This window comes from uncultured Halovibrio sp., from assembly GCF_913056445.1.
In the GTDB taxonomy this organism is placed as follows: domain Bacteria; phylum Pseudomonadota; class Gammaproteobacteria; order Pseudomonadales; family Oleiphilaceae; genus Halospina; species Halospina utahensis_B.
The window spans coordinates 26,452-50,414 of record NZ_CAJXMA010000013.1 but is presented as its reverse complement, the minus strand read 5'-3'; the positions used below and the strand labels follow the sequence as shown (position 1 = coordinate 50,414).

Annotated in this window: 21 protein-coding genes and 1 pseudogene; 11 read left to right on the top strand and 11 right to left on the bottom strand. The window is 62.9% G+C overall.

Going from position 1 to position 23,963, the window contains the following annotated elements; all coding sequences use genetic code 11:
* The 3 genes and pseudogenes from QZ501_RS04755 to QZ501_RS04745 all read left to right on the top strand — a co-directional run.
* A pseudogene (locus QZ501_RS04755) lies at nt 1-176 on the top strand (porphobilinogen synthase); the annotation flags it as partial.
* A 9-nt stretch (nt 177-185) separates the two neighbouring features.
* Complete coding sequence (gene ppk1, locus QZ501_RS04750) at nt 186-2,288, top strand: polyphosphate kinase 1 (RefSeq protein ID WP_295717613.1); 2,103 nt, start codon at nt 186-188, stop codon at nt 2,286-2,288.
* 3 nt (nt 2,289-2,291) lie between these two features.
* Nucleotides 2,292-3,590, top strand: coding sequence for a DUF945 family protein (locus tag QZ501_RS04745; RefSeq protein WP_295717611.1), 1,299 nt, complete (start codon nt 2,292-2,294; stop codon nt 3,588-3,590).
* Here QZ501_RS04745 and ggt read toward each other — a convergent pair.
* From ggt to QZ501_RS04720, 5 genes are read right to left on the bottom strand one after another with little or no spacing between them, the layout of a single operon-like run.
* On the bottom strand, nt 3,582-5,279 hold the full coding sequence (ggt, locus tag QZ501_RS04740; protein WP_295717609.1) for a gamma-glutamyltransferase: 1,698 nt from the start codon (nt 5,277-5,279) through the stop codon (nt 3,582-3,584). The two genes, QZ501_RS04745 and ggt, sit on opposite strands and share 9 nt — an antisense overlap.
* Before the next feature lie 11 nt (nt 5,280-5,290).
* On the bottom strand, nt 5,291-5,779 hold the full coding sequence (coaD, locus tag QZ501_RS04735; RefSeq protein WP_095615882.1) for a pantetheine-phosphate adenylyltransferase: 489 nt from the start codon (nt 5,777-5,779) through the stop codon (nt 5,291-5,293).
* Between the two features lie 18 nt (nt 5,780-5,797).
* Nucleotides 5,798-7,396, bottom strand: a complete 1,599-nt coding sequence (locus QZ501_RS04730; RefSeq protein WP_295717607.1) for a GMC family oxidoreductase — start codon at nt 7,394-7,396, stop codon at nt 5,798-5,800.
* A 32-nt stretch (nt 7,397-7,428) separates the two neighbouring features.
* Nucleotides 7,429-8,046, bottom strand: coding sequence for a hypothetical protein (locus tag QZ501_RS04725; protein ID WP_151439834.1), 618 nt, complete (start codon nt 8,044-8,046; stop codon nt 7,429-7,431).
* Nucleotides 8,047-8,060: 14 nt separating this feature from the next.
* A complete protein-coding gene (locus QZ501_RS04720) occupies nt 8,061-9,506 on the bottom strand; it encodes a coniferyl aldehyde dehydrogenase (protein WP_295717605.1) in 1,446 nt (481 codons plus the stop codon).
* A gap of 164 nt (nt 9,507-9,670) precedes the next feature.
* Between QZ501_RS04720 and QZ501_RS04715 the strand changes: the two genes are divergently transcribed.
* Nucleotides 9,671-10,363, top strand: a complete 693-nt coding sequence (locus tag QZ501_RS04715; RefSeq protein ID WP_151439836.1) for a TetR/AcrR family transcriptional regulator — start codon at nt 9,671-9,673, stop codon at nt 10,361-10,363.
* Here QZ501_RS04715 and yihA read toward each other — a convergent pair.
* Nucleotides 10,355-10,987 carry a ribosome biogenesis GTP-binding protein YihA/YsxC gene (yihA, locus tag QZ501_RS04710; RefSeq protein ID WP_225741683.1) on the bottom strand — a complete coding sequence of 211 codons (633 nt, stop codon included), beginning with the start codon at nt 10,985-10,987 and terminating at the stop codon, nt 10,355-10,357. The genes QZ501_RS04715 and yihA overlap by 9 nt on opposite strands.
* Nucleotides 10,988-11,112: 125 nt before the next feature.
* On the opposite strand from yihA, the gene QZ501_RS04705 reads away from it, so the two are divergent.
* The 6 genes from QZ501_RS04705 (at nt 11,113) to QZ501_RS04680 (ending at nt 17,525) form a co-directional block, all read left to right on the top strand.
* Nucleotides 11,113-11,721 carry a c-type cytochrome gene (locus QZ501_RS04705; protein ID WP_151439838.1) on the top strand — a complete coding sequence of 203 codons (609 nt, stop codon included), beginning with the start codon at nt 11,113-11,115 and terminating at the stop codon, nt 11,719-11,721.
* A gap of 91 nt (nt 11,722-11,812) precedes the next feature.
* A complete protein-coding gene (locus tag QZ501_RS04700; protein WP_160898982.1) occupies nt 11,813-12,442 on the top strand; it encodes a thiol:disulfide interchange protein DsbA/DsbL in 630 nt (209 codons plus the stop codon).
* A 2-nt stretch (nt 12,443-12,444) separates the two neighbouring features.
* Complete coding sequence (locus tag QZ501_RS04695) at nt 12,445-13,293, top strand: endonuclease/exonuclease/phosphatase family protein (RefSeq protein WP_151439840.1); 849 nt, start codon at nt 12,445-12,447, stop codon at nt 13,291-13,293.
* A gap of 95 nt (nt 13,294-13,388) precedes the next feature.
* On the top strand, nt 13,389-14,054 hold the full coding sequence (locus tag QZ501_RS04690; protein ID WP_160898983.1) for a GTPase domain-containing protein: 666 nt from the start codon (nt 13,389-13,391) through the stop codon (nt 14,052-14,054).
* Nucleotides 14,041-15,264: an ATP-binding protein gene (locus QZ501_RS04685; protein WP_295717600.1), complete on the top strand. Its 1,224-nt coding sequence runs from the start codon at nt 14,041-14,043 to the stop codon at nt 15,262-15,264. Before QZ501_RS04690 ends, QZ501_RS04685 begins: the two co-directional genes overlap by 14 nt.
* Before the next feature lie 14 nt (nt 15,265-15,278).
* The gene (locus tag QZ501_RS04680) at nt 15,279-17,525 is read left to right on the top strand and encodes an ATPase, T2SS/T4P/T4SS family (protein WP_151439843.1); all 2,247 of its coding nucleotides are present in this window, start codon (nt 15,279-15,281) and stop codon (nt 17,523-17,525) included.
* A 6-nt stretch (nt 17,526-17,531) separates the two neighbouring features.
* On the opposite strand, the gene QZ501_RS04675 is transcribed toward QZ501_RS04680, so the two are convergent.
* Genes QZ501_RS04675 through QZ501_RS04665 form a run of 3 tightly spaced genes read right to left on the bottom strand, consistent with a single transcriptional unit; the run spans nt 17,532 to nt 20,726 of the window.
* Nucleotides 17,532-18,074, bottom strand: coding sequence for a response regulator (locus QZ501_RS04675; RefSeq protein WP_160898985.1), 543 nt, complete (start codon nt 18,072-18,074; stop codon nt 17,532-17,534).
* Nucleotides 18,075-18,078: 4 nt separating this feature from the next.
* Nucleotides 18,079-19,407: an HD domain-containing phosphohydrolase gene (locus QZ501_RS04670; protein ID WP_151439845.1), complete on the bottom strand. Its 1,329-nt coding sequence runs from the start codon at nt 19,405-19,407 to the stop codon at nt 18,079-18,081.
* A complete protein-coding gene (locus QZ501_RS04665; RefSeq protein ID WP_151439846.1) occupies nt 19,404-20,726 on the bottom strand; it encodes an ATP-binding protein in 1,323 nt (440 codons plus the stop codon). The genes QZ501_RS04670 and QZ501_RS04665 overlap by 4 nt, the downstream gene beginning before the upstream one ends.
* Nucleotides 20,727-21,013: 287 nt before the next feature.
* Here QZ501_RS04665 and QZ501_RS04660 point away from each other — a divergent pair, with 287 nt between their 5' ends.
* Nucleotides 21,014-23,419, top strand: coding sequence for an EAL domain-containing protein (locus QZ501_RS04660; RefSeq protein WP_160898986.1), 2,406 nt, complete (start codon nt 21,014-21,016; stop codon nt 23,417-23,419).
* Between the two features lie 41 nt (nt 23,420-23,460).
* Here QZ501_RS04660 and rpmG read toward each other — a convergent pair whose 3' ends face one another.
* Nucleotides 23,461-23,616, bottom strand: a complete 156-nt coding sequence (gene rpmG, locus QZ501_RS04655; protein ID WP_077529635.1) for a 50S ribosomal protein L33 — start codon at nt 23,614-23,616, stop codon at nt 23,461-23,463.
* Between the two features lie 10 nt (nt 23,617-23,626).
* Nucleotides 23,627-23,863: a 50S ribosomal protein L28 gene (gene rpmB / locus QZ501_RS04650; RefSeq protein WP_077529634.1), complete on the bottom strand. Its 237-nt coding sequence runs from the start codon at nt 23,861-23,863 to the stop codon at nt 23,627-23,629.
* Nucleotides 23,864-23,963 lie beyond the last annotated feature (100 nt).

Here is a 23,963-nt window from a genome sequence, read left to right as displayed (position 1 = left end):
CCTACCAGGTCAGCGGCGAGTACGCCATGCACATGGCCGCCGGCGAGAAGGGCTGGCTGGACGCCGATGCGGTGATGATGGAGAGCCTGACCGCCCTGCGCCGTGCCGGTGCCGATGCCATACTCACCTATTTCGCGGTCAGGGCTGCACGCCTGCTCAGGGGCACCAACGCATAAGGACGCATCATGAACCAGGCGGTAACCGACACCAGTAGCCTGCAGCTGCCGGACCTCAAGGCGCCGGAGAACTATTTCAATCGCGAGATCAGCCACCTGCAGTTCAACTACCGGGTGCTGCGTCAGGCCTGTGATGAAAGCCATCCGCTGCTGGAACGGCTCATGTTCTGCTGCATCTTCAGCAGCAACATGGACGAGTTCTTTGAGATCCGGGCCGCCGGTCTGCGCCAGCAGCTCAAGTACGGTCGGGAAGTGCCCGGCCCGGATGGGCGGGCGCCGCAGCAGACTTTGAGCGAGATCGCCGATGTTGCCCACCGTTATGTGGAGGAACAGTACCGGATCCTGAACGAACGGATCATTCCGGAACTTCGCGAGGAGGACATCCACTTCGTGCGTCGGCGGGACTGGACCCGGGCCCAGGCGGACTGGGTGGCACGCTATTTCCGGGATGAGATCATGCCGGTGGTTAACCCCATCGGGCTGGATCCATCCCATCCGCTGCCGCGACTGGTGAACAAGAGCCTGAACTTCATCGTGGAACTGGACGGTAAGGACGCCTTCGGCCGGGAGACCGGCATGGCGATCGTGCCTGCGCCGCGTTCGCTGCCCAGGCTGGTGCGGCTGCCGGACGAGGTGTGCACCAGTGGCGACAATCTGGTGTTCCTGTCCTCCATGATCCACGCGCACGCCAACCTGCTGTTTCCCGGTATGCGCATCAAGGGCTGCTACCAGTTCCGCCTCACGCGCAACGCGGACCTGGAACTGGAGGATGATCTGGAGGATCTGGCCTCCGCCCTGCGGGGTGAGCTTCTGAGCCGGCGCTTTGGCGATGCGGTACGCCTGGAGGTGGCGGACAACTGCCCCCGCCACCTGGCGGATTTCCTGCTGCGCCAGTTCGGCCTGACGGAGCGCGAACTCTACTGGGCCAACGGTCCTGTGAACCTGGCGCGCCTGACCGCCGTCAGCGATCTGGTGGACCGCCCGGACCTGCAGCATCCCCCCATGACGCCGGGTCTGCCCAAAACCCTCAAGGGCCGTGAGAGTACCCTGGATGCCGTGCGTCAGCAGGACATACTGCTGCTGCATCCCTACGAAAGTTACTCGCCCGTGGTGGATTTCCTGCGCCAGGCCGCTCGGGATCCGCAGGTGCTGGCCATCCGTCAGACCCTGTATCGCACCGGCGCTGACTCCGAGATGGTGGAGGCCCTGGCCGAGGCGGCACGACGGGGTAAGGAAGTGACGGCGGTCATCGAGTTGCGGGCCCGTTTCGATGAGGCGGAAAACCTGGAGCTGGCGAGTCGGCTCCAGGAGGCCGGTGTGATCGTGGTCTACGGCGTGGTGGGCTACAAGACCCACGCCAAGATGATCCTGATCGTGCGCCGGGAGAACGGGCGCCTGAAGCGCTATGTGCATCTGGGGACCGGCAACTACCATGCCGGCAACGCGCGGCTCTATACCGACTACAGTTTCATGAGCTGCGACGACGCCCTGGGCGACGACGTCAACAAGATCTTCCAGCAGCTGACCGGCATGGGCAAGACCCTGCGCATCCAGAAGCTGCTGCACGCGCCCTTTACCCTGCACAAGCGGGTGCTGGAGATGATTGAGCGTGAGACCTCCAATGCGCTGGCCGGCAAACGCGCGCGCATCATCGTCAAGGTCAACGGCCTGACCGAGGCGGAGGTGATCCGGGCGCTCTACCGGGCCTCCTGCGCCGGGGTCCAGGTGGATCTGATCGTGCGTGGCATCTGCTGCCTGCGCCCCAGGGTCGAGGGGCTCTCCGACAACATCCGTGTGGTTTCCATCATCGGGCGCTTCCTGGAGCACAGCCGCGTCTACTGGTTCGCCAATGCCGGGGAACCGGAGGTCTACTGCTCCAGCGCCGACTGGATGGAGCGCAACCTGATCAGCCGGGTGGAAACCTGCTTCCCGATTGAGGACCGGCGGCTGGCGCGGCGGCTGCGCCGGGATCTGGAGGTGTACCTGAGGGACAACGCCCAGAGCTGGGAACTTCAGCCCGACGGCAATTACATTCAGCGCCAGCCGGCTGCCGGGGAGAAACGTGTGGCCAGTCAGCAGGCGTTGATGCAGCGGCTCACGGGGTCCAGCTGAACCATGCGCTGGCTGCCCCTGATTGCGCTTGCGTTGCTGGTCGCTATTGCCGGGGGTGCTCCCTATGGTCTGGGGGCGCTCACGGAATCCGGGTTCCGTTCGGTTGTGCGTGATTTCGACCGGGAGAGCCGTGACTGGCGGCTGACCAACCTGGATTACGAGCGCGGCTATCTCAACGCGGTTGCCCGGTATGAGCTGCGCTGGCGCTCGGGCGATGGCCGGGAGCAGGTGCTTCCGCTGGTGACACGCTTCAACCATGGGCTGACGGATGTGCGGGCGGTAACGCGCCTGACGGACGACGCTCTTGAATCGCTTTCCCCGCTGATGCCCGAGGGGCAGGAGCCAAGGCTCCGGGTCGAGGTTGGCGTCGGTGGTGGCGCTGATATCCGCATGCGTATTCCCCGGCTTGAATGGGGGCCGGACACGCCGGTCCCCGAGCTGGCAGGTTCCAGCGGCGAGGTCGCCCCGGTGGATCTGACCGGGGAATGGTCGCGGGGGAATCACCACCGGCTGAGTATGCAGTGGGCGGGTCTTTCCATGGATCTGGGCGATGCCCGCATCGAGGTGGACAGCGTTAAGCTCGATCACCGGCTCGGCCCTCTGGGTGAGCGTCTCTGGCAGGGCGAAAGCCGGCTTGATGTGGCTTCGCTGACGGTGGACCCGGTTCTGGACGATCCGATCGTGGCCGAGGATGTCCGTTTCCGGCTCCTGGCCGGAGACGAGGAAGGCTATCTGGATGCCAGCCTGGAGGCTGTGATCGGGGAGCTGCGTAACGCGGGGCGTTCCTTCGGTCGTCAGGCGCTGGTGCTGAAGGCGGAGGATCTTCATACAACCAGTCTCAACAACGCTGTGGACAGTTTCATGGAACTGCGCTCGGCCGAGGCGGATGCCGGGGACGGCACTGGGCTGCAGGGCCAGGAACTCATGGACCGGTACACCCGTCTTTCCCGGAACCTGCAGACGCTGTCCGCGCGTGGTGGGCGCCTGAGCCTGGAGGAGCTGCTTCTGACGCTGCCGGATGGCACTGTGGAAGGGGAGGGCTTCCTGGCTTACCCGCGCCGGCCCGAGTCGGAGTGGGAGCAGCCGGTGAGTCTGCTCCGGCATGCCAAGGCCGAGGGTGTCCTGTATGTGGACCGCGGCATGGTCTGGGCCCTGCCGCGGGTCGCGCGACGCCTACTCGGCCGGCTCGAGCGGGAGAACGTGGTCACGCCCCGGGACGGGCGCTATCACCTGGACCTGCGTCTGGAATCGATGCAGCTCCGGGTCAACGACGCCCGCTTCGAGGTGCCCCCCTTACTCTGAGTCCGCCGGCAGGTGGATGAGGCCAGCGCTGCCGATGCCGCGCGGGTCGGCGGCGCCCCGGATGAGCCCCGAGCTCCTGTCCCGCTGGATCAACTGCATGTTGCCGTAGGTGCGGTCCACGTCGTGCAGTTCATGACCCATGGCCCGCAGTGCCTGTTTCTCGGCCTGTGAGAAGGTCTGCGGCTCATGCTCGATCCGGTCCGGCTCATACTGGTGGTGGAAGCGCGTACGGCTGACCACCGTTTCAGGGGGCCTGCCATCGAGCACATCCAGTGCGGCCAGGAAGTTCATGGTGATGATCCGGCTGCCGCCCGGGGCGCCCAGCGCCGTGATCCTTTTCGGGCTGCGGATGATCAGCGGGCTCATGCTGGAAAGCGGGCGCTTGCCGGCTTCCACCTGATTCGCCTTACCGCCGACCAGCCCCCATGCATTGGCATGCCCGGGGCGGATGCTGAAGTCATCCATCTCGTTGTTCAGTACAACGCCGGTGTCCTCGGAGGTGACCCCGGAGCCGAACGGATAGTTGATGCTCAGGGTGGCGGATACGATGTTGCCCTCGGTGTCCATGACCGACAGATGGGTGGTGTGGTGGCCGTCGGTGCCGGGGCCACCCAGATCGGCGCTGGGCGTTGCGCGCTGGGGGTTGATGCTGCTCGCGAGGGTTCGCAGGTAGGCCGGATCGCGCAGCCGTTCCCGGGGGATATCGGTGTAGGCGGGGTCGCCCATGTGCACGGCGCGATCCCGGTAGGCCCGGCGCATCATTTCGGCCAGCCAGTGTACGCGGGTTACCCGGTCTGCGTCCTCGGGAACCGGCCGCTGCTCCAGCATGCCGAACAGCTGGGCCAGTGCCATGCCGCCCGAAGAGGGTGCCGGAGCGGTCAGCAGGGTGGCATTGCCGTAATCGATGCGTACAGGATCGCGCTCGATCAGTTCATAGCCGGCCAGGTCTTCCATGGTCCAGATGCCGCCGGCCTCGCGGGCATCCTCAACCAGCTGTTCCGCGACCGGTCCCTGGTAGAACCCCGCGCGTCCTTCATCGGCCAGGGTTTCCAGTGTCCGTGCCAGTGCCGGTTGACGGATTTCATGGCCTTTATCCGGGACTCTGCCGTCCTCCAGGAAAAGGTCACGGGTGCCGGGGTACTCCCGCATGACCTCCAGGCGGAAGTTGGCGAGATTGCGGTAACGCTCATCCACGGGGAAGCCTTCACGGGCAAGGCGGATGGCCGGGGCCAGGCTGCGGGTGAGCGGCAGCTGACCGTATTCCGAGGCCATGTGGTCAAAAGCCGCGGGCTGGCCGGGAATGCCTGCGGCCAGGGCGCCGTTCAGCGAGGGCTTGCCTTCCCGGACGTCGCCTTTTTCATTGAGGTAGAGTTCGGGGTGGGCGTCACCAGGCGCTTCTTCCCGGGCATCGATGACGGTAGTCTCGCCGTCGGCCTGCCGGATAACCCAGAAGCCGCCACCGCCAATGCCCGAGCTGTAGGGTTCCACTACGCCCAGGGCGGCAGCGGTGGCGACGGCCGCATCCACGGCATTGCCGCCGTTCTCAAGGACCTTGAGCCCGGCCTCGGTGGCCATGGGGTGGGCCGAGGCAACGCCGGCGTTGGGCTCGGGCTGCCCGCCGCTCAGGGCACATCCGGTCATGAGCAGCGCGGCGAGCGCTGCGGTGAACAGGCTGCCGATGCGTCTCATGGCGTGTCTCCTCAGCCGTTGCGTTGCTGGAAATGGCGGTGGAGGCTCTCCGAAACCTCGGGGTCGACAAAGCCGCTGACATCCCCGCCCAGACCGGCGATTTCCCGGATCAGGCTGGAGGAGAGAAAGGACAGGTGGTTGGCCGGTGTCAGGAAAATGCTTTCGACCCCGGGTGCCAGTTCCCGGTTCATGTCCGCGAGCTGGAACTCGTATTCGAAGTCCGAAGCTGCGCGCAGACCCCGCAGGATGATGTTGCCGTTCTGTTCCTTAACGAAGTCCGCCAGCAGTTTGCTGAAGCCCATCACGCGGACGTTGGGCAGGTCCGAGAGGACGTGTTCGCAGAGCCGGACCCGTTCTTCCAGGGGCAGCAGGGGGCCTTTCTTGGTGCTGGAGGCAACGGCGACCACGACTTCGTCGAAAATGCGGGATGCGCGCTGGACCAGATCCGTGTGGCCGTTGGTGACCGGGTCAAAGGTGCCCGGGTAGATGGCAGTGTTCATCAGCGTTTCTCCAATGCCTTATGCGTTGCTCTGGAGTCGCCCAGCCAGCCTGTGGCTGTTGCGTGCCGCCAGAGCATACACGGTCAGCTGCGGATTCGCACCCAGACTGGTGGGGAAGATCGACGCATCGTGCACGGAGAGATTGCTCAGGTGATGGTGCTCGCCCCAGCTGTTGACCACGCTGCGGGCCGGATCATCGCCCATGGCGCAGCCACCCATCTGGTGGGCCGTGAACAGGCGGGCCCGGAGTTCCGCCAGGGGCAGCTCCCGGATGCCCTGTTCGGCTTCCTTCCAGCTGTGCCAGTAGGGCGCATCCATGTGTACCGGGCGCACCGCTTCGGCGCCGGCGGCGAACTGGATCTCGGCCATGCGCAGCCAGGCATGCCGGAAGGCGGACCACAGCGAGTCACTGATGGGATAATGCAGCTGCGGGCTGTTGTCGTCGCGCAGGGTGACGGTACCGCCCTCGCTGTCGCTGTTGAAGCCGTCACGCAGCAGCGCAATGATGGATTGGGTCTGCGGGAAGTGGCGCGCCTGTTCGACCATGGCCTCGCCGTGGTCCGGCAGCACGGCAGCCGCCATGACCGGGTGCAGCGGCGGCACTTCCAGCTTGTAGCCGGGGCTGCCGGTGACGCCGTTGCGCCAGAGGAATTCGTCCGAGTAGATGGACTGGGGCGCGCCGTAGTAGGGCTCCACGGTCTCCGGCATGCGCGCCACTGTGGCGTTGACCGGGTGCAGGAAGGTGCGGCGGCCGATGCGGTCATAGGGGTCGGGAACCTCTGAGCGCAGCAGAATACCGGGAGAGCCGATGGCACTGCCGGCGACCACGAAGTGCCGGGCCCGGATGCGCATCCGGCGGCCGGTGACGGTGACGCCGTCGCTGCCGAGGGCCGTGCCCCGGAGTTCGCGCACCTGATCTCCCTGGTGATTGAGCCGGTCCACGCGCAGCGAGTGGATCAGCGTGGCGCCATCACCCAGGGCTGAGGGCACGCTGGTCACGAGTGTGCCCTGCTTGGCGTTGGTGGGGCAGCCCATGCCGCAGTAGCCCAGGTTCCAGCAGTTGCGCACATTGCGGGGAATCGTCTTCCAGTCCCAGCCCATGCGCTCACAGCCGTCGCGCAGGATGTCGTTGTTGCGGTTGGGATCCACGTTCCAGGTCTGGATGTTCAGGGCCTGTTCCCGGTTGGCGAACCAGGGGGCCAGGGTTTCCGGATCGCAGTCCTGCACGCCGTGGGTGTTCTGCCAGTGGTGGAGGGTCTGTTCCGGTGTCCGGAAGCTGGACGTCCAGTTGACGGTGGTGGACCCTCCCACGCACCGGCCCTGGAGGATGGCGATGCTGGCGTCGGCTGTGGCGCGGGTCATGCCTTCCTGATAGAGCCGGCTGTAGGCCTTGTGTTCGTCCATGGTGAAGTCCGGGTCGTGATACAGGCGGCCCTCTTCCACCATGATCACCTTCAGGCCGGCGCGCGCGAGCACTTCGGCGGTGGTGCCGCCACCTGCTCCGGTTCCGATAATGGCCACATCCGCCTCAAGTGTGCGGTCTTCTTCCAGCAGGGCCGCGTCGACCACGTCCCAGCCGTCATTTATGCCTTTGCCATACAGATTGAAATTGGCCATCGGGGCTCCGTGTCCGTCATGTCGGGGTCAGTTCAGGCGGATGCCTTCTGCATCTGGGGCAGTGCGTCATAGGTGTAGGCGGGCGGTCCGGGGTAGCCCATCTGTTCCCAGTGTGCCGGCTGACCGTACCAGGCTGCATTGCTCACCTGGATCAGCCCCAGGTAGGCCTGGTTGAAGATGTTGAACATGCTGCCGCGCCAGCGCTGGAGAAAGGCCTCGGCCTGCTCCCCGGAGACATTGGGCCAGTAGGAGGAAACGCGGGCCAGGGTCAGCCGGGTGATGGAGGATTCCAGCAGGTCGAACAGCTGGCGGAACTGGCGCTGGTTGGGCGGCCCCATGGCGTGGAAGGCTTCGTCCATGGCGACCAGGGTCTCCGACAGGGCGCTGTTCCTCGCCTCCGCCTCCCGCGGCATGCCGGGGCCCACAATGGCGGGCAGCAATGCCGCCATGACCACCCGATCCTCCTCGGTCATGAAGCGCCAATGCCGGTCTGGGTCGGCGGTGGTGGCCGGGATCATCGGGTCGTGGGTGGGTCGGGCGGAACAGCCGGCGAGTCCGGCCAGAACCAGAGCGCCGCCGGCCGCCACCCCGCCCTGGAAGCCAAGGCGGAGGAACTGGCGGCGATCCGGGTCGGGGGAAGATGAATCCATGGGCCAGGCTCCTGTCAGCGGATGAACAGTTTGTAGATCACCCTGTGCAACAGTGTGCCGTGAGGTGCGTGTATGGCCTTGCCGCTGTTGAGCCGCTGCTTGCTCATGACGCCCCGCGCATTGCTGAAGGTGACGAAGCCCTCGCGGCCGTGGTAGGCGCCCATGCCGGAATGGCCGACGCCCCCGAACGGCAGGTCATCCTGCCCCACATGAACCAGCGTGTCGTTGATGCACATGCCGCCGGAATGGGTCTGTTCCCGCACCCGGCGCTGCTCGCTGCGGTCATAGCCGAAGTAGTACAGGGCCAGCGGGTTCGGGCCGCTGTTCACGTAATCAAGCGCATCCTCGAGCTGGTCATAGGCCACGATCGGCAGCAGCGGCCCAAAGACCTCGTCCTGCAGCACCTGCATGTCCTGCGTGGCACCCAGGACCAGGTGCGGCGGCAGCTTGCGGGTGTCCTCGCCAAAGTACTCGTTCCCCGGGTTGATCTGGATGATATCGGCACCCTTCCCGCGGGCGTCATCCAGCACGCCCGTCAGGCGTTCGTGCTGGCGTTCGTTGATGATGCTGGTGTAGTCCGGGTTGTCCTTGATCGTGGGGTACATGCGGGCCACCGCACTCCGGAAGCTGTCCACGAAGCTGTTCACCCGGTCACGGGGGCACAGGATGTAGTCCGGTGCCACACAGGTCTGGCCGGCATTGATGCACTTGCCGAAGGCGATGCGTTCGGCCGCATCCTTCATGGGCACTTCCCGGGAGATAATCGCGGGCGACTTGCCGCCCAGCTCCAGGGTTACCGGCGTGAGGTTCTCGGCGGCCGCCTTCATCACCATGCGCCCGATGGGGGTGGAGCCGGTGAACAGCAGGTGGTCGAACGGCTGTGAGGAGAAGGCCTGGGCCACGTCCGCCTCACCGTTGATGACAGTGACCAGGTCGGACGGGAAGGTCTCGTGCAGCAGCCGTTCGAGCATGGCCGAGGTGGCCGGTGTGAACTCGGAGAGCTTGAGCATCACCCGGTTGCCGGCGGCCAGCGCCGCGGTCAGGGGCCCGGCGGCCAGGAACAGCGGGTAGTTCCACGGCACCATGATGCCGACCACGCCCAGGGGTTCGTAGTGCACCTCGTTGCGGGCCGGCTGGAAGAGCACGTGCACCTTGCGCTTCTCGGGCTTCATCCAGCTGCTGAGGTGGCTCAGGCTGTAGTTGATGTTCTGGATCGAGGGCATGATCTCGGCGAGCAGGGTTTCGTCCCGGGAGCGGCCGCCGAAGTCCTCGCTGATGGCGTCGCACAGCGCATCCTGGTTGGCCAGAAGCACGCGCTTGAGACGCTTGAGATGCTCCCGGCGCTCGGTGCCGCTGGGCATGGGCTGGGCCCTGAAGGCCTCCCGCTGGGCGCTGAACGCACGGCTGATCTGTTGGATCTGCTTACGGTTATCCGTCAGCTGAACAACGTTGGCGACCATGGCTGGTTCTCCTGTATTGTCCCGGAGTTCTGCCGCTGATCCTTTGTGGCGGATCCGTTGCTGGCAGATCTAGAGCATGTACTCTAGGATCAATATTAGAGCATGTGCTCTAGCAGTCAATACACCAGCGCCGATGGAATGCGTCTCCAGGGCCGAGGATTGCCATGAAAACCCGTGACAGGATTCTCAAAGCCAGCCTCCAGCTGTTCAACGAACAGGGTGAACGCAATGTGACCACCAACCACATCGCCGCGCACCTGGGCATTTCGCCGGGCAACCTCTATTACCACTTCCGCAACAAGGCGGACATCATCTATTCGCTGTTCCTGCAGTATCGGGGGCTGGTGGACCGGTATCTCAAGGTGCCGCGCAACCGCACGCTCACGGTGGAAGACAAGATGTTCTATCTGGAATCCGTTTTCGACGGCCTGTGGCACTACCGATTCTTCCACCGCGATCTGGAGTACCTGCTGACCATGGATGAGCGGCTGCGCCACGACTACCGGGAGTTCACCTTCCACTGTCTGGGAGAGATCCGGGCTGTCCTGAAAGGGCTTCAGGAAGCGGGCATTCTCCGCCCCCACTCCGAGCAGGAGCATGAGGCCATGGCCCTGAATGTGTGGCTGGTGGTGACCAACTGGATGGCGTTCCTGAAGACAGCGAGTGCCGACGGCGGCAGCGACGGCAATACCCAGCGGGAGCTCAAGCAGGGCATCTACCAGGTGCTCACCCTGGAAATGCCGTATCTGACGGAGGCGTATTACGAGCGTGTGACGGCGATCCGGGAGCAGTACCGGCCGGATCTCAGTGTCATGGAGGGGGGCTCCCGGGCGGAGGAGCCCGATCTGTCAGTCTGACGCCGGTTCCACGCCGAGCAGCCAGTCGCTGAGGTGGTTGCGGGCCGGTTCCACGCCCTGCCCCTTGAGGGCTGAGAATGGCTGGATGTGGTGAATGCACTCAATGCCTTCGAGGTCCCGCCGGACGCTCTCAATCTGTCGCCGCGCCGGGTTGCTCTTGAGCTTGTCGGCCTTGGTCAGAAGCAGCATCATTGGCAGCCCGTGATGCTCGCACCACTCGATCAGCATGGCGTCGAACTCCGACAGTGGGTGGCGCAGATCCATGATCAGGGTCATGCTCACCAGCGACTGCCGGTGGGCCAGGTAGTCGCCCAGGTGTTTCTCCCACTGCTTCTGGGTATTGCGCGAGACGCGCGCGAAACCGTAGCCGGGCAGATCCACCAGCCGGGTTCCGGGCGTACTGAGTGAGAAGAAATTGATCAGCTGGGTGCGGCCCGGTGTCTTGCTGGTGCGAGCCAGGCTTCCGATCCGGGTTATGGCATTGATGGCGCTGGATTTGCCCGAATTGGAGCGCCCGGCAAAGGCCACCTCGCGCCCGGTGTCTTCGGGGCACTGGTCGAGCCGTGCGGCGCTGGTCAGAAAACGGGCACTGTTGAAAGCGATACGGGTCGTATGTCCGGTCACGGCGCGGCCTGCGTCCATTGATTTCAGTCGGTGGCGAAACATGTATAATACCACACCAGTTTGCGGGGCCGGCGCCTTTGAAGGAGCCGGCCGAACGGACAATGTGTAATCCGAGTGGTGTCACGATGAGAAAACTGCTGACCGGTCTTGTACTGACAGTGGGCCTGGCCGGACTGGCTCAGGCGGCCGACCCGAGCGCCGGGGGAGAAATCGCCCAGAACCAGTGCGTTTCCTGCCATGGGCAGAATGGCGTTGAGCCGCTGCAGCCGAATTACGCACGGCTGGCCGGACTGGGTGAGGACTACCTGTTCAAACAGCTGAGCGCGATCAAGAGCGGCGATCGCAATGTGCCGGAGATGATGGGCATTGTGAGGGGGCTGGATGAGCAGGACATGCGCAATCTGGCGGCCTACTACAACCAGCAGGAGATGCCCCGTGGCGAGGCGAACCCGGAGAAGGTGGACGCCGGCGAATCCCTCTACCGCGGTGGTGACCTGTCGCGCGATGTGGCGGCCTGCATTGCCTGTCATGGCCCGAAAGGGCTGGGCAATGAGCCTGCCGGTTATCCGCGGCTGAGCGGCCAGTCCGCGGAGTATGTGGTCAAGTCCCTGAAGGACTACCGCTCCGGTGAGCGCGTCTATAATGCGCAGAGCCAGATCATGGGCGACATCGCCAGTAAGCTCAACGATGATGAGATCTCGGCGGTGGCCGAGTACATCGAAGGGCTCTACTGAGAGCTTTCCGCGGAACCGCTACTTGCCGACTCCTGCAAAGTTCGCTTCAATAGGAGGCGCTTTTCACTTTCAGTGACCGCAGGAGAACGGCATGCTTTACCGCAGCCTGATCGCACTTACCGCCTTCCTCGCCATGGTCCCGGCCGCAATGGCTGCGGAATGGGAGGAAGGCACCCATTACAGGACCCTTTCCGAACCTGTTGAGACCCGATCCGGGGACCAGCTCGAACTGGCTGAGGTCTTCTGGTACGGCTGTCCTTCCTGCTACAGCATGCAGCCCGTCATCGAGGAGTGGAAGGAGACCAAGCCCGATGATGTGAACCTGCGTCATGTACCGGCATCGCTGAGGCGTGACTGGGCACCCCACGCGAAAGCGTTCTACGCCGCGCGTCAGCTGGGTGTTGTGGACGGGATCCATTCCGAGCTGTTTGATGCGCTGGCTGGCGAACGGCGTGACCTGAATGATGTCGATGCCATTGCTGCTTTCTTCGAGGAGCAGGGAGTGGCGGAAGCCTCGGAGGTCCGGGATGCCTGGGGCAGTTTTGCGGTTGACACCGCCATGCGCCGTGGCCGCCAGTTCCAGCAGGGGGCCAAGGTGACCGGCACCCCGACCCTGGTCGTTGAGGGTAAGTATGTCATCTCCGTCAGGGCGGCCGGCAGCTACGAGAATATGCTGGCCATTGCCGATCACCTGCTGGAAAAGGAACGCTCCGGCGACTGACTGTGTATCCGAAGCTGCGTGACCAGGTCCGGCGTCTGGCCGCCCCCGGCCGCCCCCGGGGAGCGGCTTCAACCTCCAACAGCGCCCCCTCCCTGGCCGAGACGGGCCGGATACGGCTGCTCACCTTCAATATTCAGGTGGGCATTGCCACTGAAGCCTATCACCACTATTTCACCCGGAGCTGGCAGCATCTGCTGCCCCATTCCCAGCGCCGGGACAACCTGGACCGCATTGCGGAACTGTTGCGGGACTACGATGTGGTGGCTCTTCAGGAATGCGATGGTGGCTCGCTGCGCAGTGGTTTCGTCAACCAGGTCCAGTACCTGGCAAGCCAGGGCGGCTTCCCCTACTGGCGCCAGCAGCTCAACCGCAATCTCGGGCGTATCGCCCAGCACAGCAACGGTATCCTCAGCCGTTACCAGCCCCTGAGGGTGGAGGAGCACCGCCTGCCGGCGCTGATTCCGGGGCGTGGTGCCATGATGGCGTTCTACGGCAACCCGGAGGATCCGCTCGTTCTGGTGCTGATGCACCTGTCCCTGAGCAAGGGGGCGCAGAATCGCCAGCTGGGTTACATCCGGGAACTGATCGCCCCTTACCGGCATGTGGTGCTCATGGGCGATATGAATGCCCATGCTGAGCAGCTTCTGACCCATTCCCCGCTGCGCTCGGCAGAGCTGATTCCGCTTCCGGATTCGGCGATGAGCTTTCCCAGCTGGCGCCCGGAAAAGGCGCTGGATCACATCCTGGTGAGCCCGACACTGGATGTGCACGACACCCGCGTTGTGGACTATCCGGTGTCGGATCACCTGCCGGTCAGTATGGAGATCGAGATTCCTGGGGTTACCGGGTAGACGGGGCCACTCCCGGTGTCGGCCCTGCTGGGCAGGAGCACCTTATGGGCTATACTCGGAGAGAACGGCGATTCTTTCCGGCCCCGGGGCTGACCATGGCGGAATTCGATGAGGAGCGTAATCAGCTCCAGATCAAACTGGTCTACTATGGGCCAGCCCTCAGTGGCAAGACCACGAACCTTGCCGCTCTCCATGATCTGCTTCAGCCGGATCTCAAGGGCGATATGATGGTGCTTGAGACCCAGAACGACCGCACCCTTTTCTTTGATCTGTTCCCTCTCGGCTTTCAGCTGCCTTCCGGACTGACCGTGACCCTCAAACTGTATACCGTGCCCGGCCAGGTCCAGCATGACAGCACACGCAAGGCGGTCCTTTCTCGTGCGGACGGTGTGGCTTTCGTAGCCGATTCCCAGCGTAACCAGGAACAGAACAACCTGGAATCCTTCCGGAACCTGAGCGAGAACGCCAGCCGTGTTGGGCTGGATTTCGGGGCGCTGCCGCTGGCCGTCCAGTTCAACAAGCGGGATCTCGGGGACGTGGTATCGAAGCCGGATCTGGTTGCCCGGTGGCAGAGCAGCCCCTGGTGGCCGATCAAGCTGGCGACTGCCCTGGAGAACAAGGGGGTTCTGGAGACGTTCCAACTGCTTCTGGAGCGGACCTGGGGTGCGCTTGACCGTGACTACGCACTGGGGGAACAGCATGGCCTGGATCGCGTGACATTTGTACAGAACGTGTTGGGGCAGAGTGATGCCGTCTGTTGAGCCCGGGATTGGGGACTTCGGTGAGCTGGAAGCGAGGCTGGAGCAGCTCGGCTGGAATGATCTGATGAGCGAGCGCGAAACGGCGCTGCTGGAGAAGTCGCTGACGCAGGTTGCCGGGGCGCCGGTTGCCATCGTCATGGCCGCCGGAGAACAGCCGGCTGCTCCCATTCGCCATCAGCTTCAGACCGTGGCCTGGGTCAGTGCGGATCTTGAAACCGGCCTGCTCCAGGGGCTTGCCCGTACGGCGGAACGGGTGCTGTACCAGGCCTCCCGCTATTACCTGGCGGCCAATCTGCATCTGGATGTGGTCCAGCGCAATTACCAGGAGCTCCAGCAGCAGCACGCCCAGCTACAGGCATCGGAGGCCCGGTACCGGGAGCTTTCAGAGCAGCTGGAGGAGCGCGTTCAGGCTCAGGTGGCACAGATCGAGGATCGTCAACGGCGTCTGTACGCGTCGGAAAAACTCAATGCGGTGGGGCGCCTGGGGGCCGGGGTTGCCCATGAGATCAATAACCCCATTGGCTTCATACGCTCCAACCTGAACTCGGCGCGGGATTACCTGGGGACTTTCTCCGAACTGTCGAAGCGGCTGCGCACCCTGCCGGGGGGCGAAGAGCTGGCCCGCGAGCTGGACCTGGATTTCGTGGTCCCTGATTTCCAGGACCTGATTGATGAATCCATTGATGGTTCCGCCCGTGTTGCGGCGATTGTGAGTGCACTGCGCCGCTTTGCCGGCACGGATGAAAGTGGTGTCTCCTCTGTCTGTATCAATGAGTTACTGCAGGGCGTCTGGGCGGTGGCGGAAGGAAGCCTTGGGGATGTGACGGTCAACTGGGCGCTGGATGAATCCATTCCAACGGTTGAAGTGGATCGGGCAGGGATCAGTCAGGCCTTCTACAATCTTATGGAGAATGCCTCACTGGCGGCGGAACGCCCGGTAGGGCTGGCTGTTGCAACCGAGGGCCATGAGCAGGGTGTGCGCGTGCGGCTCCGGGATGATGGTGACGGGATGGCTCCGGAGGTGTTGGCCAGGGCCTTTGATCCCTTCTATACGACAAGGTCTGTAGGGGCTGGCACTGGTCTTGGGCTGAGTGTGTGCCGTGACACCATCCGGGCCCACGGCGGAGGCATTGAGATCAGCAGTGAGCCTGGTTCCGGAACCGACGTGTCAGTATGGCTTCCCGGGAACCCATCTGCTGGTGACAGCTGAACCAGGCGTGTTGCATGTCCGAATTTGACCAGTACTTTCTGTCCAGCAGCAAACAGTCCGGAGAGTCTGAGCCAGACTCTCCGCAAACAGGCCAGTATCGTCTGCTGTTTGTGGACGATGAACCCAATGTGCTGAGTTCCCTGCGCCGGACCTTTCACCGGGAGAACTATGGGATCCAGTGTGCGGCCAGTGCTGAGGAGGCTCTGGCCCTGGTGCGTTCCGAGCGTTTCCATCTGATGATTACCGATTTCAAGATGCCCGGTATGAATGGGGCGGACCTGCTGCGGGAAGTCAGGGAGATCTCGCCGGACACCATGCGCATCATGCTGACCGGGCATGCGGATACCCAGGCGGTGATGACCGCCATCAATGAAGGGGCGGTCTATCGCTTCATCCTCAAGCCCTGGAACGATGACGACCTGCGCGTGACGGTGGCCCTGGCGCTGGAGCAATACGAGCTGCGGGAGAAGAACCGCAGCCTGGAAAAGACAACCAGTCGCCAGGAAAAGGACCTGGATGTCTTCCGCAAGATGAATCAGCAGCAGCGCAGCCAGCTGGCGCTGATGCTGCACAAGCATGGACTCATCAACCGCCAGCAGGTCCAGGAGGTCTACAAGATCCAGCAGGCGCGCAAGGTGGCGACCATCCGGCTGCTGCTTGAGAAGGAATGGGTCTCCCGGGAAAAGCTCTACAGCCTCCTGCGCGACGAGCTGCTCTTTGATGAGGTCGCGCTGGCGGAATTCGCCGTTGATCCGGAAGCCCTGGACCTGATCCCCGCGGATGTCTGCCAGGGCCAGCTTCTGCTGCCCCTGCGGGTCAGGGGGCGCCGTCTGGTGCTTGCCATGGCGGATCCGCTCAACCAGCCGCTCATCGAGGAACTTTCCTTCGCCATTGGGCTGAAGATTGAGCCGGTGCTGGTGCGGGTGGATGAGCTGGAGGAGCGGCTGGGTCAGTTGTTCGGCGATCCCAGGGAAGGCATGGAGGAGCTCGAGTCCGTCTTCGATGCCAATGATCCTGGTGACACCATCGAGCTGGTCATCGAGGACGATGACTCCGATGTGGACCTGGAAGGGTTGCTGTCGGATACCCAGCAGCCCTCGGCGGTGCGTGTGGTCAACGCCGTCATCATGGAGGGACTGCGGCTGGGGGCAAGCGATATCCACATCCAGCCACGTACCAATGTGGTGGTGGTCCGCTACCGGATTGACGGGGTTCTGCAGGACAAGATCCGTATTCCGAGCACCATGCAGATGAGCATTGTCTCGCGGATCAAGGTGATGTCGGAGCTGGACATCACCGAAAGGCGCAGGCCCCAGGATGGCCGCCTGACCGTGAAGACACCCATGAAGATTGTGGACCTGCGGCTGTCGACCCTGCCGACGCTCAATGGTGAGAAGGTGGTCATGCGGGTGCTGGATCGCAATTCCAGCATCAAGAACATCGATCAGCTGGCGCTTTCGGATCTCAACCGGCAACGGCTGCTCAACGTCATAACCCGGCCCCAGGGCATCATCCTGGCCACCGGACCCACCGGCAGCGGTAAGACCACAACCCTCTATGCCATGCTCCAGCATCAGGCCACGCCGGAGAAGAACTACGTCACCATTGAGGATCCGGTGGAGTTTTACATGGACATGGCGGGCCAGGTGCCGGTCCGGGAAAAGGTAGGGCTGGATTTCGCCTCGGTGCTCAGGGCCATCCTGCGCCAGGACCCGGATGTCATACTGCTGGGTGAGATCCGCGACCGGGAAACTGCGGAGGTGGCGTTCCATGCCGCGATGACCGGTCATATGGTCTACTCAACGCTGCACACGAATTCGGCCATTGCCTCCGTCGCCCGTCTCCTGGACCTGGGCCTGAAACCCTATGTGGTGGCCTATGGGCTGGAATGCGTGATCTCCCAGCGGCTGGTGCGCCGGCTGTGCCCGCACTGCCGTGAACCCAGCACGCCGGATCCAGAGGTCCAGAAACTGCTGGGGCCAGCCTTCGCGAGCCCCGGTCTCTACGATCATGTTTCCAGGGGCTGTGACCGGTGCCACCACCAGGGATTCAAGGGCCGGGTCGCGCTGCATGAAGTTCTGAGCGTGACCGAGTCCATGCGCCACGTGATCGCCTCCGGCGGAGCGGTGCGCGAGATGGTGGAGCAGGCGGAGAGCGACGGGCTGGTCACGCTGGCCGCGGATGCCCGCTACCGCGTTGAGGCGGGCGAGACGAACCTGGCGGAGATCCTGCGGGTGCTGGGCAGTCAGATCGACATCTGAGGTCGTTTAATCCTCGTCTGACAGCGTGATGAACCCGTCCTGGTCCCGCTCGACCCGCGTTATCCCCGGTGCTTCCGACTCCAGGCGTTCCAGTTCCTTCTTCTGGGTTTCCAGTTCGCGCTGCTGGCGCCGAACCTTTTCCGCCAGCCGCTGGTTCTCCAGCGCCATCTCCTTGTAGCGCAGGGCATTGTCGAGCGTGACCAGCAGGTCCTCGTTGGACCACGGCTTCAGGATGAAGCGATACACTTCCGAGTCGTTCACGGCGTTCACCACACCTTCAAGGTCCGCCTGACCGCTGAGCACGATCCGCAGTGCGTCAGGATGGGACTGCTTGAACTGGTTGAGCAGGGTGACGCCGTCCGTGCCGGGCATGCGGTAGTCGGAGATGATCAGATCCAGCCGATGGTGTCTGAGTTCAGCGTGGGCGCTGCGGGCGTCCTTGCAGGTAAGGGTGATCCAGTTCCGGTGACGGAAAAGGCGCACCAGAGCGCTCAGAATCTCCGGCTCGTCGTCGATCAGTGCAATGACGGGCTTCTGTTCCTCCGACATGGGCTCACTCCTCGTTGGTGTGGACGTCCCTGGCCGGTACCGTCACGGACACCTTGAGGTGTCGGCGGTCCTCCCAGCTCATCCGGGTAAGGCGTTTGATGGCGCTGTCGTTGAGCACCGTTCCCTTGACCATCAGCAGGATCCCGTTGGCGCTGACGATGTCGCGTGTCAGCTCCATACCCGGGCGCAGCTCCGAGATGGGCAGCATCCTTCCGGTTTCATCGTCCTGGGGCTCCAGCGTGAACTGATTGACGATGGGCTCAAGCGCAGCCAACACTTCCGGGTCATAGAACCGGCCGGAGCGCTCCTTCATGCTCTCAAAGGCCTCCGCTGGAGAGACAGGTGGGTCCCGGAGCAGAGGCGTCTGCTGGCCCACGAAGTCCCTTGCCACCCGGATGATGCGCGCTCCCTGGGGAATGGCCTCTCCGGCCAGCTCGTCGGGGTAGCCCGTGCCGTCCATATTCTCCATATGGGCGCGGATCAGCTCGGCGCAGGGGCGCAGGGCCTTGATCGGCATCAGTGCCATTTCACCCAGTGTGGGGTATTGGCGGTACTCGGCCAGGTCCCGGTAGGTCAGCTGGGTTTCCGAGCGTCCCAGGACATCATCGTTCAGGCTCAGCTTGCCCACCTCGTGCAGCAGGGCTGCGTAGTAGACGTAGCGGAGCCGGGCCGTGTCCAGTTCCAGCCGCTGGGCAATGCGCCGGGCAAGGTCCGCAACCTCCCGGGAGCGGCCTTTCACGAGATGGGGGCGGCTGGCAATGACGGATGAGAACACGCGCACAAAGGAGTCGTAACTGTTCTCGAGCTGGCGGAAAGCTTTCTGCAGGTCGGCCGTACGGGATTCCAGTGCGCGTGTGCGGTCATGTACCCGCTGTTCAAGATCCCTGTTCAGGTCCTGGAGTTCCCGGTTCTGTTCCCGGGTCTGGTCGATCAACCGCTTTTTCTGGCGCTCCAGCTTGCGGATGCGCAGGCCCTCTTCGATGGCCTCGATCAGAGCCTCGTCATCCCAGGGCTTGGAGACGTAGCGGTTGATGCCGCCCTGATTGAGCGCATCAATGGTGGCACTCATGTCCGCATACCCGGTCATCAGAAAGCGCACGCTGAATGGCCAGCGCTTTCTGACCTCGCTCAGGAACTGCGCACCGTCCATTTCCGGCATACGCATGTCGGAGATGACCAGGTCGATCGGGTTCTGTTCCAGGATCGCCAGTCCTTCCCTGCCGCTGGTCGCGAACCAGCAGTCGTAGTCGTGGCGGCGCATGAGACGCCGGAGGGCGCTCAGTATGGGTTCCTCATCATCAACGAACAGGATGCGGAAACGGTAATCGCTCATTCCACAGCCTCACTCGATGTCTGCCTGATGGGCAGGACAACGCGGAAGGTCGTGCCTTCACCGGGAGTGCTGGCAACGCTCAGCTCGCCCTGGTGACTCTGTACGATGCCATAGGAAAGCGACAGGCCGAGGCCGGTGCCCTTACCAACGGGCTTGGTTGTGAAGAATGGCTCGAAGAGCCGGTCCAGGTTGTGAGGGTCTATGCCTTTGCCGGTGTCGGCGATCCGTACTTCAACGTGATCCGCATCATGATGCTCCGTGGAAATGGTGATGAGGCCCTGTTCCTCAATCGCCTGGGCCGCATTCACCAGCAGGTTCAGGAAGACCTGGCCCAGCTGGGAGTCCACGCCCGTGATCGTTGGCAGCTCCGCAAAGTCGGTTTCAACCGTGGCCCTGTACTTGATTTCATTCCGGGCCACTGCCAGCGCCTTGTTCAGGCACTGATGGATGTCCAGTGATTCCATTTCGCCGGTATCCGTGCGGGAGAAGTCCCGGAGGGAACGGATGATCTTTTCCACCCGCTCGATGCCGTCCCGGGACTCGTCCAGGAGGGAGGGCAGATCCTCCCGGATGAATTCGAGATCATGGCTGCGACACAGGGACTGGAGTTCCGGAGACTGGAATTTTTCCCCCAGCGCCTCGGCAAACGCATCATTCAGGGCCAGGAGGGATTCGGTGTATTCGCGCAGTGAGGACAGGTTGGAGCGCACATAGCCGATGGGGTTGTTGATCTCATGCGCGACACCGGCCGCCAGCTGCCCGATGCTTGCCATCTTTTCGGACTGCATCAGCTGGTCGCGGGCCTGTTTGAGCTCGCGAATCAACTCATCCTGTTCGTTCTGGCGCTGGCGCAGCGCAGCGTTGCTCGATGCGAGCTCATCGAGGAGGGTGTTTTTGTCCATAGCACTCATGGCCTCCTGTATCAGCCGGTTCGCGTTGAGTTCATCCTCGCGCGTGAAGGGCTCGCTGCCGGCATTGCGGATCAGTACGAGTGTCAGAGTAAGCTGTTCGCCCTGGCGGTAGGGGGCAGCCATAAGGGGGAGGGATTCTTCTCCCGCAGGGCAGTGACAACTCCAGGGGGCATCCGGAGTCAGGAGGCCGTAGCCCTGTTCCTCCCATTCGAGTATCTTCTCCAGCGTCAGGTCCCGGCTGATCCAGGAAACGCAGTGGCTGGGGTCCAGCGCGATACCTCCGGCGTGACCTTCACACAGCAGGCTCGCCCGGGTCAGAAGCTCACGGTGGAATTCGGGCTGTTCCCGGTGGACATGCCTGAGCCATTCATGGATCTCGGACCAGAGATAGTGCTGGTACTTACTCATGGGGCTGTATCCGGCCGCTGATCATGTGTTCTTACAGGCAGTCTATATGCTTTTGTGCATTCTGCCCGGCGTGGGTGTAAATGGTCTGTTTCTGCGCGTGATGTTTTGCAGTCACAGGCATGAACGGCTGTGCGTGGCTACACTGGTGGTAATGGAAATGGAGACAGCGCCCGCACGCCATGAAACACGCCGCTTCGTTCCCCCGTCTGCTGCTCTGGGGCCTTGAAGGCCCTGAAGCCGATCGCCTTGCCAGAGCCTGTGCGCGAGCCGGTTTTCCCGGTGCAGAGATGACGTCAGCGCTGAGCGGGGAGTCGCTGATAGGGCTTCTCGATGATGGGGGGGTTGATCTTGTGGTCCTGGGGGGGAATGGGGATGACCCGGCAGAATCTCCCCGTATCCTGACGGACGAGCTGGTTGCGGAAAACCAGGCAACCGCCTTCCTGATTCTGGGCGCCAGTGCGCTGCCGGAAAGTCTGGAGGAGCGCTTTAATCTGAGGTGCCTTCCGGAGCCCGGCGGGGATGATGGGCTCCTGCGCCGGGTGCTGGGGCAGCTGCTCAATGAGATCCGGCTGTGGCAGCATTCAACCCTGTTTCAGGCCTGCGTTGAAGCCAGCGCCAACGGCATCGTTATTGTGGATGCTCGCGCCGATGACATGCCCATCGTTCATGTCAACCAGGCCTTTTCCCGGATTACCGGGTATGAGCCGGAGGAAGTCCACGGCTGTAACTGCCGTTTTCTTCAGGGCAGTGATCGCAAGCAGCCCGGGGTGGACCAGGTGAGGATGGCCATTCGGGCCGGCAAACCGGCGCTTGTGCAGATGCGCAACTACCGCAGGGATGGCTCACGCTTCTCAAACGAGCTCCAGGTTTCACCGGTGCGTGAGAATGGCGGTCACATCACCCATTATATCGGGGTCATCAATGATGTGTCCGCGCGCATGGATGCGGAATCGGCACTGGCCTATCGCACCAGTTATGACGGCCTGACCGGGCTTCCCAATTTTGAGCAGTTCAGGAACCGTGTCGGCCAGGCATGCGAGGAGTCGGGGCATCACCGGCACGCCGTGGCACTGACGCTGTTCAATATTGATAACTTCAAGGCGATTAACGCCACTTTCGGAGCCGGGGCTGCTGATCAGCTGCTCAAGGCTGTGGTGGACCGGGTAACGCCACTGCTTGGGCGCAGTGATCTGCTGGCGCGTCTGAGTGCGGATGAATTCGCCATTCTCCAGACCGAGGTTCTGGGTAGCCATGATGTGAGTTCGCTGGTGGATTCCGTGGTGTCGGTGCTGTCCATTCCCTTCCGGCTGGAAGGGCAGGAGCTTTTTGTGACCGCCAGTGCCGGTATCGCGTGGACTGGCGAGAATGTCGCGGGCGCCGATGAACTGATGAGCCATGCGAGTCTGGCATTGAGGAATGCCAAGCAGTGTGGCGGTGGTAGCTACCGGTGGTACAGTATTCTGCTCGCTGAAGAGGTGGAATGGACCCTCAAGCTTCACAATCAGCTGCAGCACGCTTTGAGCGAGCAGCAGTTTGAGCTCTATTATCAGCCGGTTGTGGAGGCGCGAAGCCAGGAGGTCGTCGGCATCGAGGCTTTGCTGCGCTGGCACCACCCGGAGCAGGGCATGCTGTCTCCGGCTGACTTTCTTCAGGCGATCGAAACCAGCGGCCTCATGGTTGAGGTCACGGACTGGGTGCTCAGGCGGGCCTGCACGGATCTCAATCGGCTCATGGAAGAAACCGGCCGGATGCTGTGGGTTTCCGTGAACATCTCACCCAACCATTTTGTGCGTGGCGATGTGGTCTCATCGGTGAAAAGCGTATTGGAAAGCACCGGCCTTGAACCCGCCTGCCTGAACCTGGAGCTGGTTGAATCCACCTTCCTGTCGTTTGACGAACCGGTGCGCAGGGCCCTTGATGAGATCCGTACCCTGGGAATTGGCCTGATGATCGACGACTTCGGTGCCGGCTTCTCGAGCCTGAACTACCTCAAGCAGGTTCCCGCCTCGAGGATCAAAATCGACCGCTCCTTCGTCCGCGATATTGTCTCGGACAGTGCCGATGCCGCGATCACGCGGGGCGTCATCGCGCTAGCCCACAAGCTGAACCTGCAGGTTGTGGGGGAGGGGGTTGAGGATCGCTATCAGCTGGCATTCCTGCTTCGCAATCACTGCGATCTGGTGCAGGGCTTTCTGCCGGGGCCGCCCATGCCATTTGAACAGTTACGAACCCATGAGCTGAGCGCGGAGACCCGGGAGGCGCTAGCCGAGGTGAACGGGCGTGAGCCAGGCGATCAGGCCAGCCGGCGATTGTTGATCCTTGATGATGAGCCCAATATCCTCAGGTCGCTCAAGCGGCTCCTCAGGCGGGATGGGTATGAGATCCACACGGTTACGTCGGCGCAGGAGGCGTTGAATCTGCTTGCCCTGTATGAATTCCAGGTGGTTCTGTCGGATCAGCGCATGCCGGAGATGACGGGGACTGATTTCCTGAGTCGCGTCAAGGAGCTCTATCCGGACACCATCCGCATTGTCCTTTCAGGCTATACCGACCTGGATTCCGTGACCGACGCGGTCAATCGAGGGGCGATCTACAAGTTCCTGACCAAACCCTGGGATGATGAACAGTTGCGGAGCCAGATACGACAGGCATTCCTGCATCATGCCGCGGCTCTGGAGGATATGGAGAACTAGAAAGGAGTGCCCCACCGGTAGTGGGGCAGTCGGAAACCCGCTTACTTCAGCTTGGTTTCCTTGTACGGAACGTGCTTACGGACAACCGGATCGTACTTTTTGATCTCGATCTTGTCCGGGGTGTTCCGCTTGTTCTTGGTCGTGGTGTAGAAATGACCTGTGCCGGCACTGGAAGCCAGTTTGATCTTCTCGCGCATGATGTTCTCCTCAGACCTTCTCGCCGCGGGCACGCAGGTCTTGCAGGACCGTTTCGATACCCTTCTTGTCGATGGTGCGCAGACCCTTGGTGGAGACGCGCAGCTTCACGAAGCGCTTCTCGCTTTCCACCCAGAAACGGTGGGTCTGCAGATTGGGCAGGAACCGCCGCTTGCGATGGTTCATGGCGTGTGAAACGTTGTTACCGGTGGCCGTGCGCTTACCGGTCACCTGACAGACTCTGGACATATTCGGCCTCCAACTGAGCGTTGGTCATAATGATTGAAATCGAATCCCGCGCCCGGTGGTGCCCCGCAGCCTTCGTTGCACCCGCTGACGGCTCGCGCCT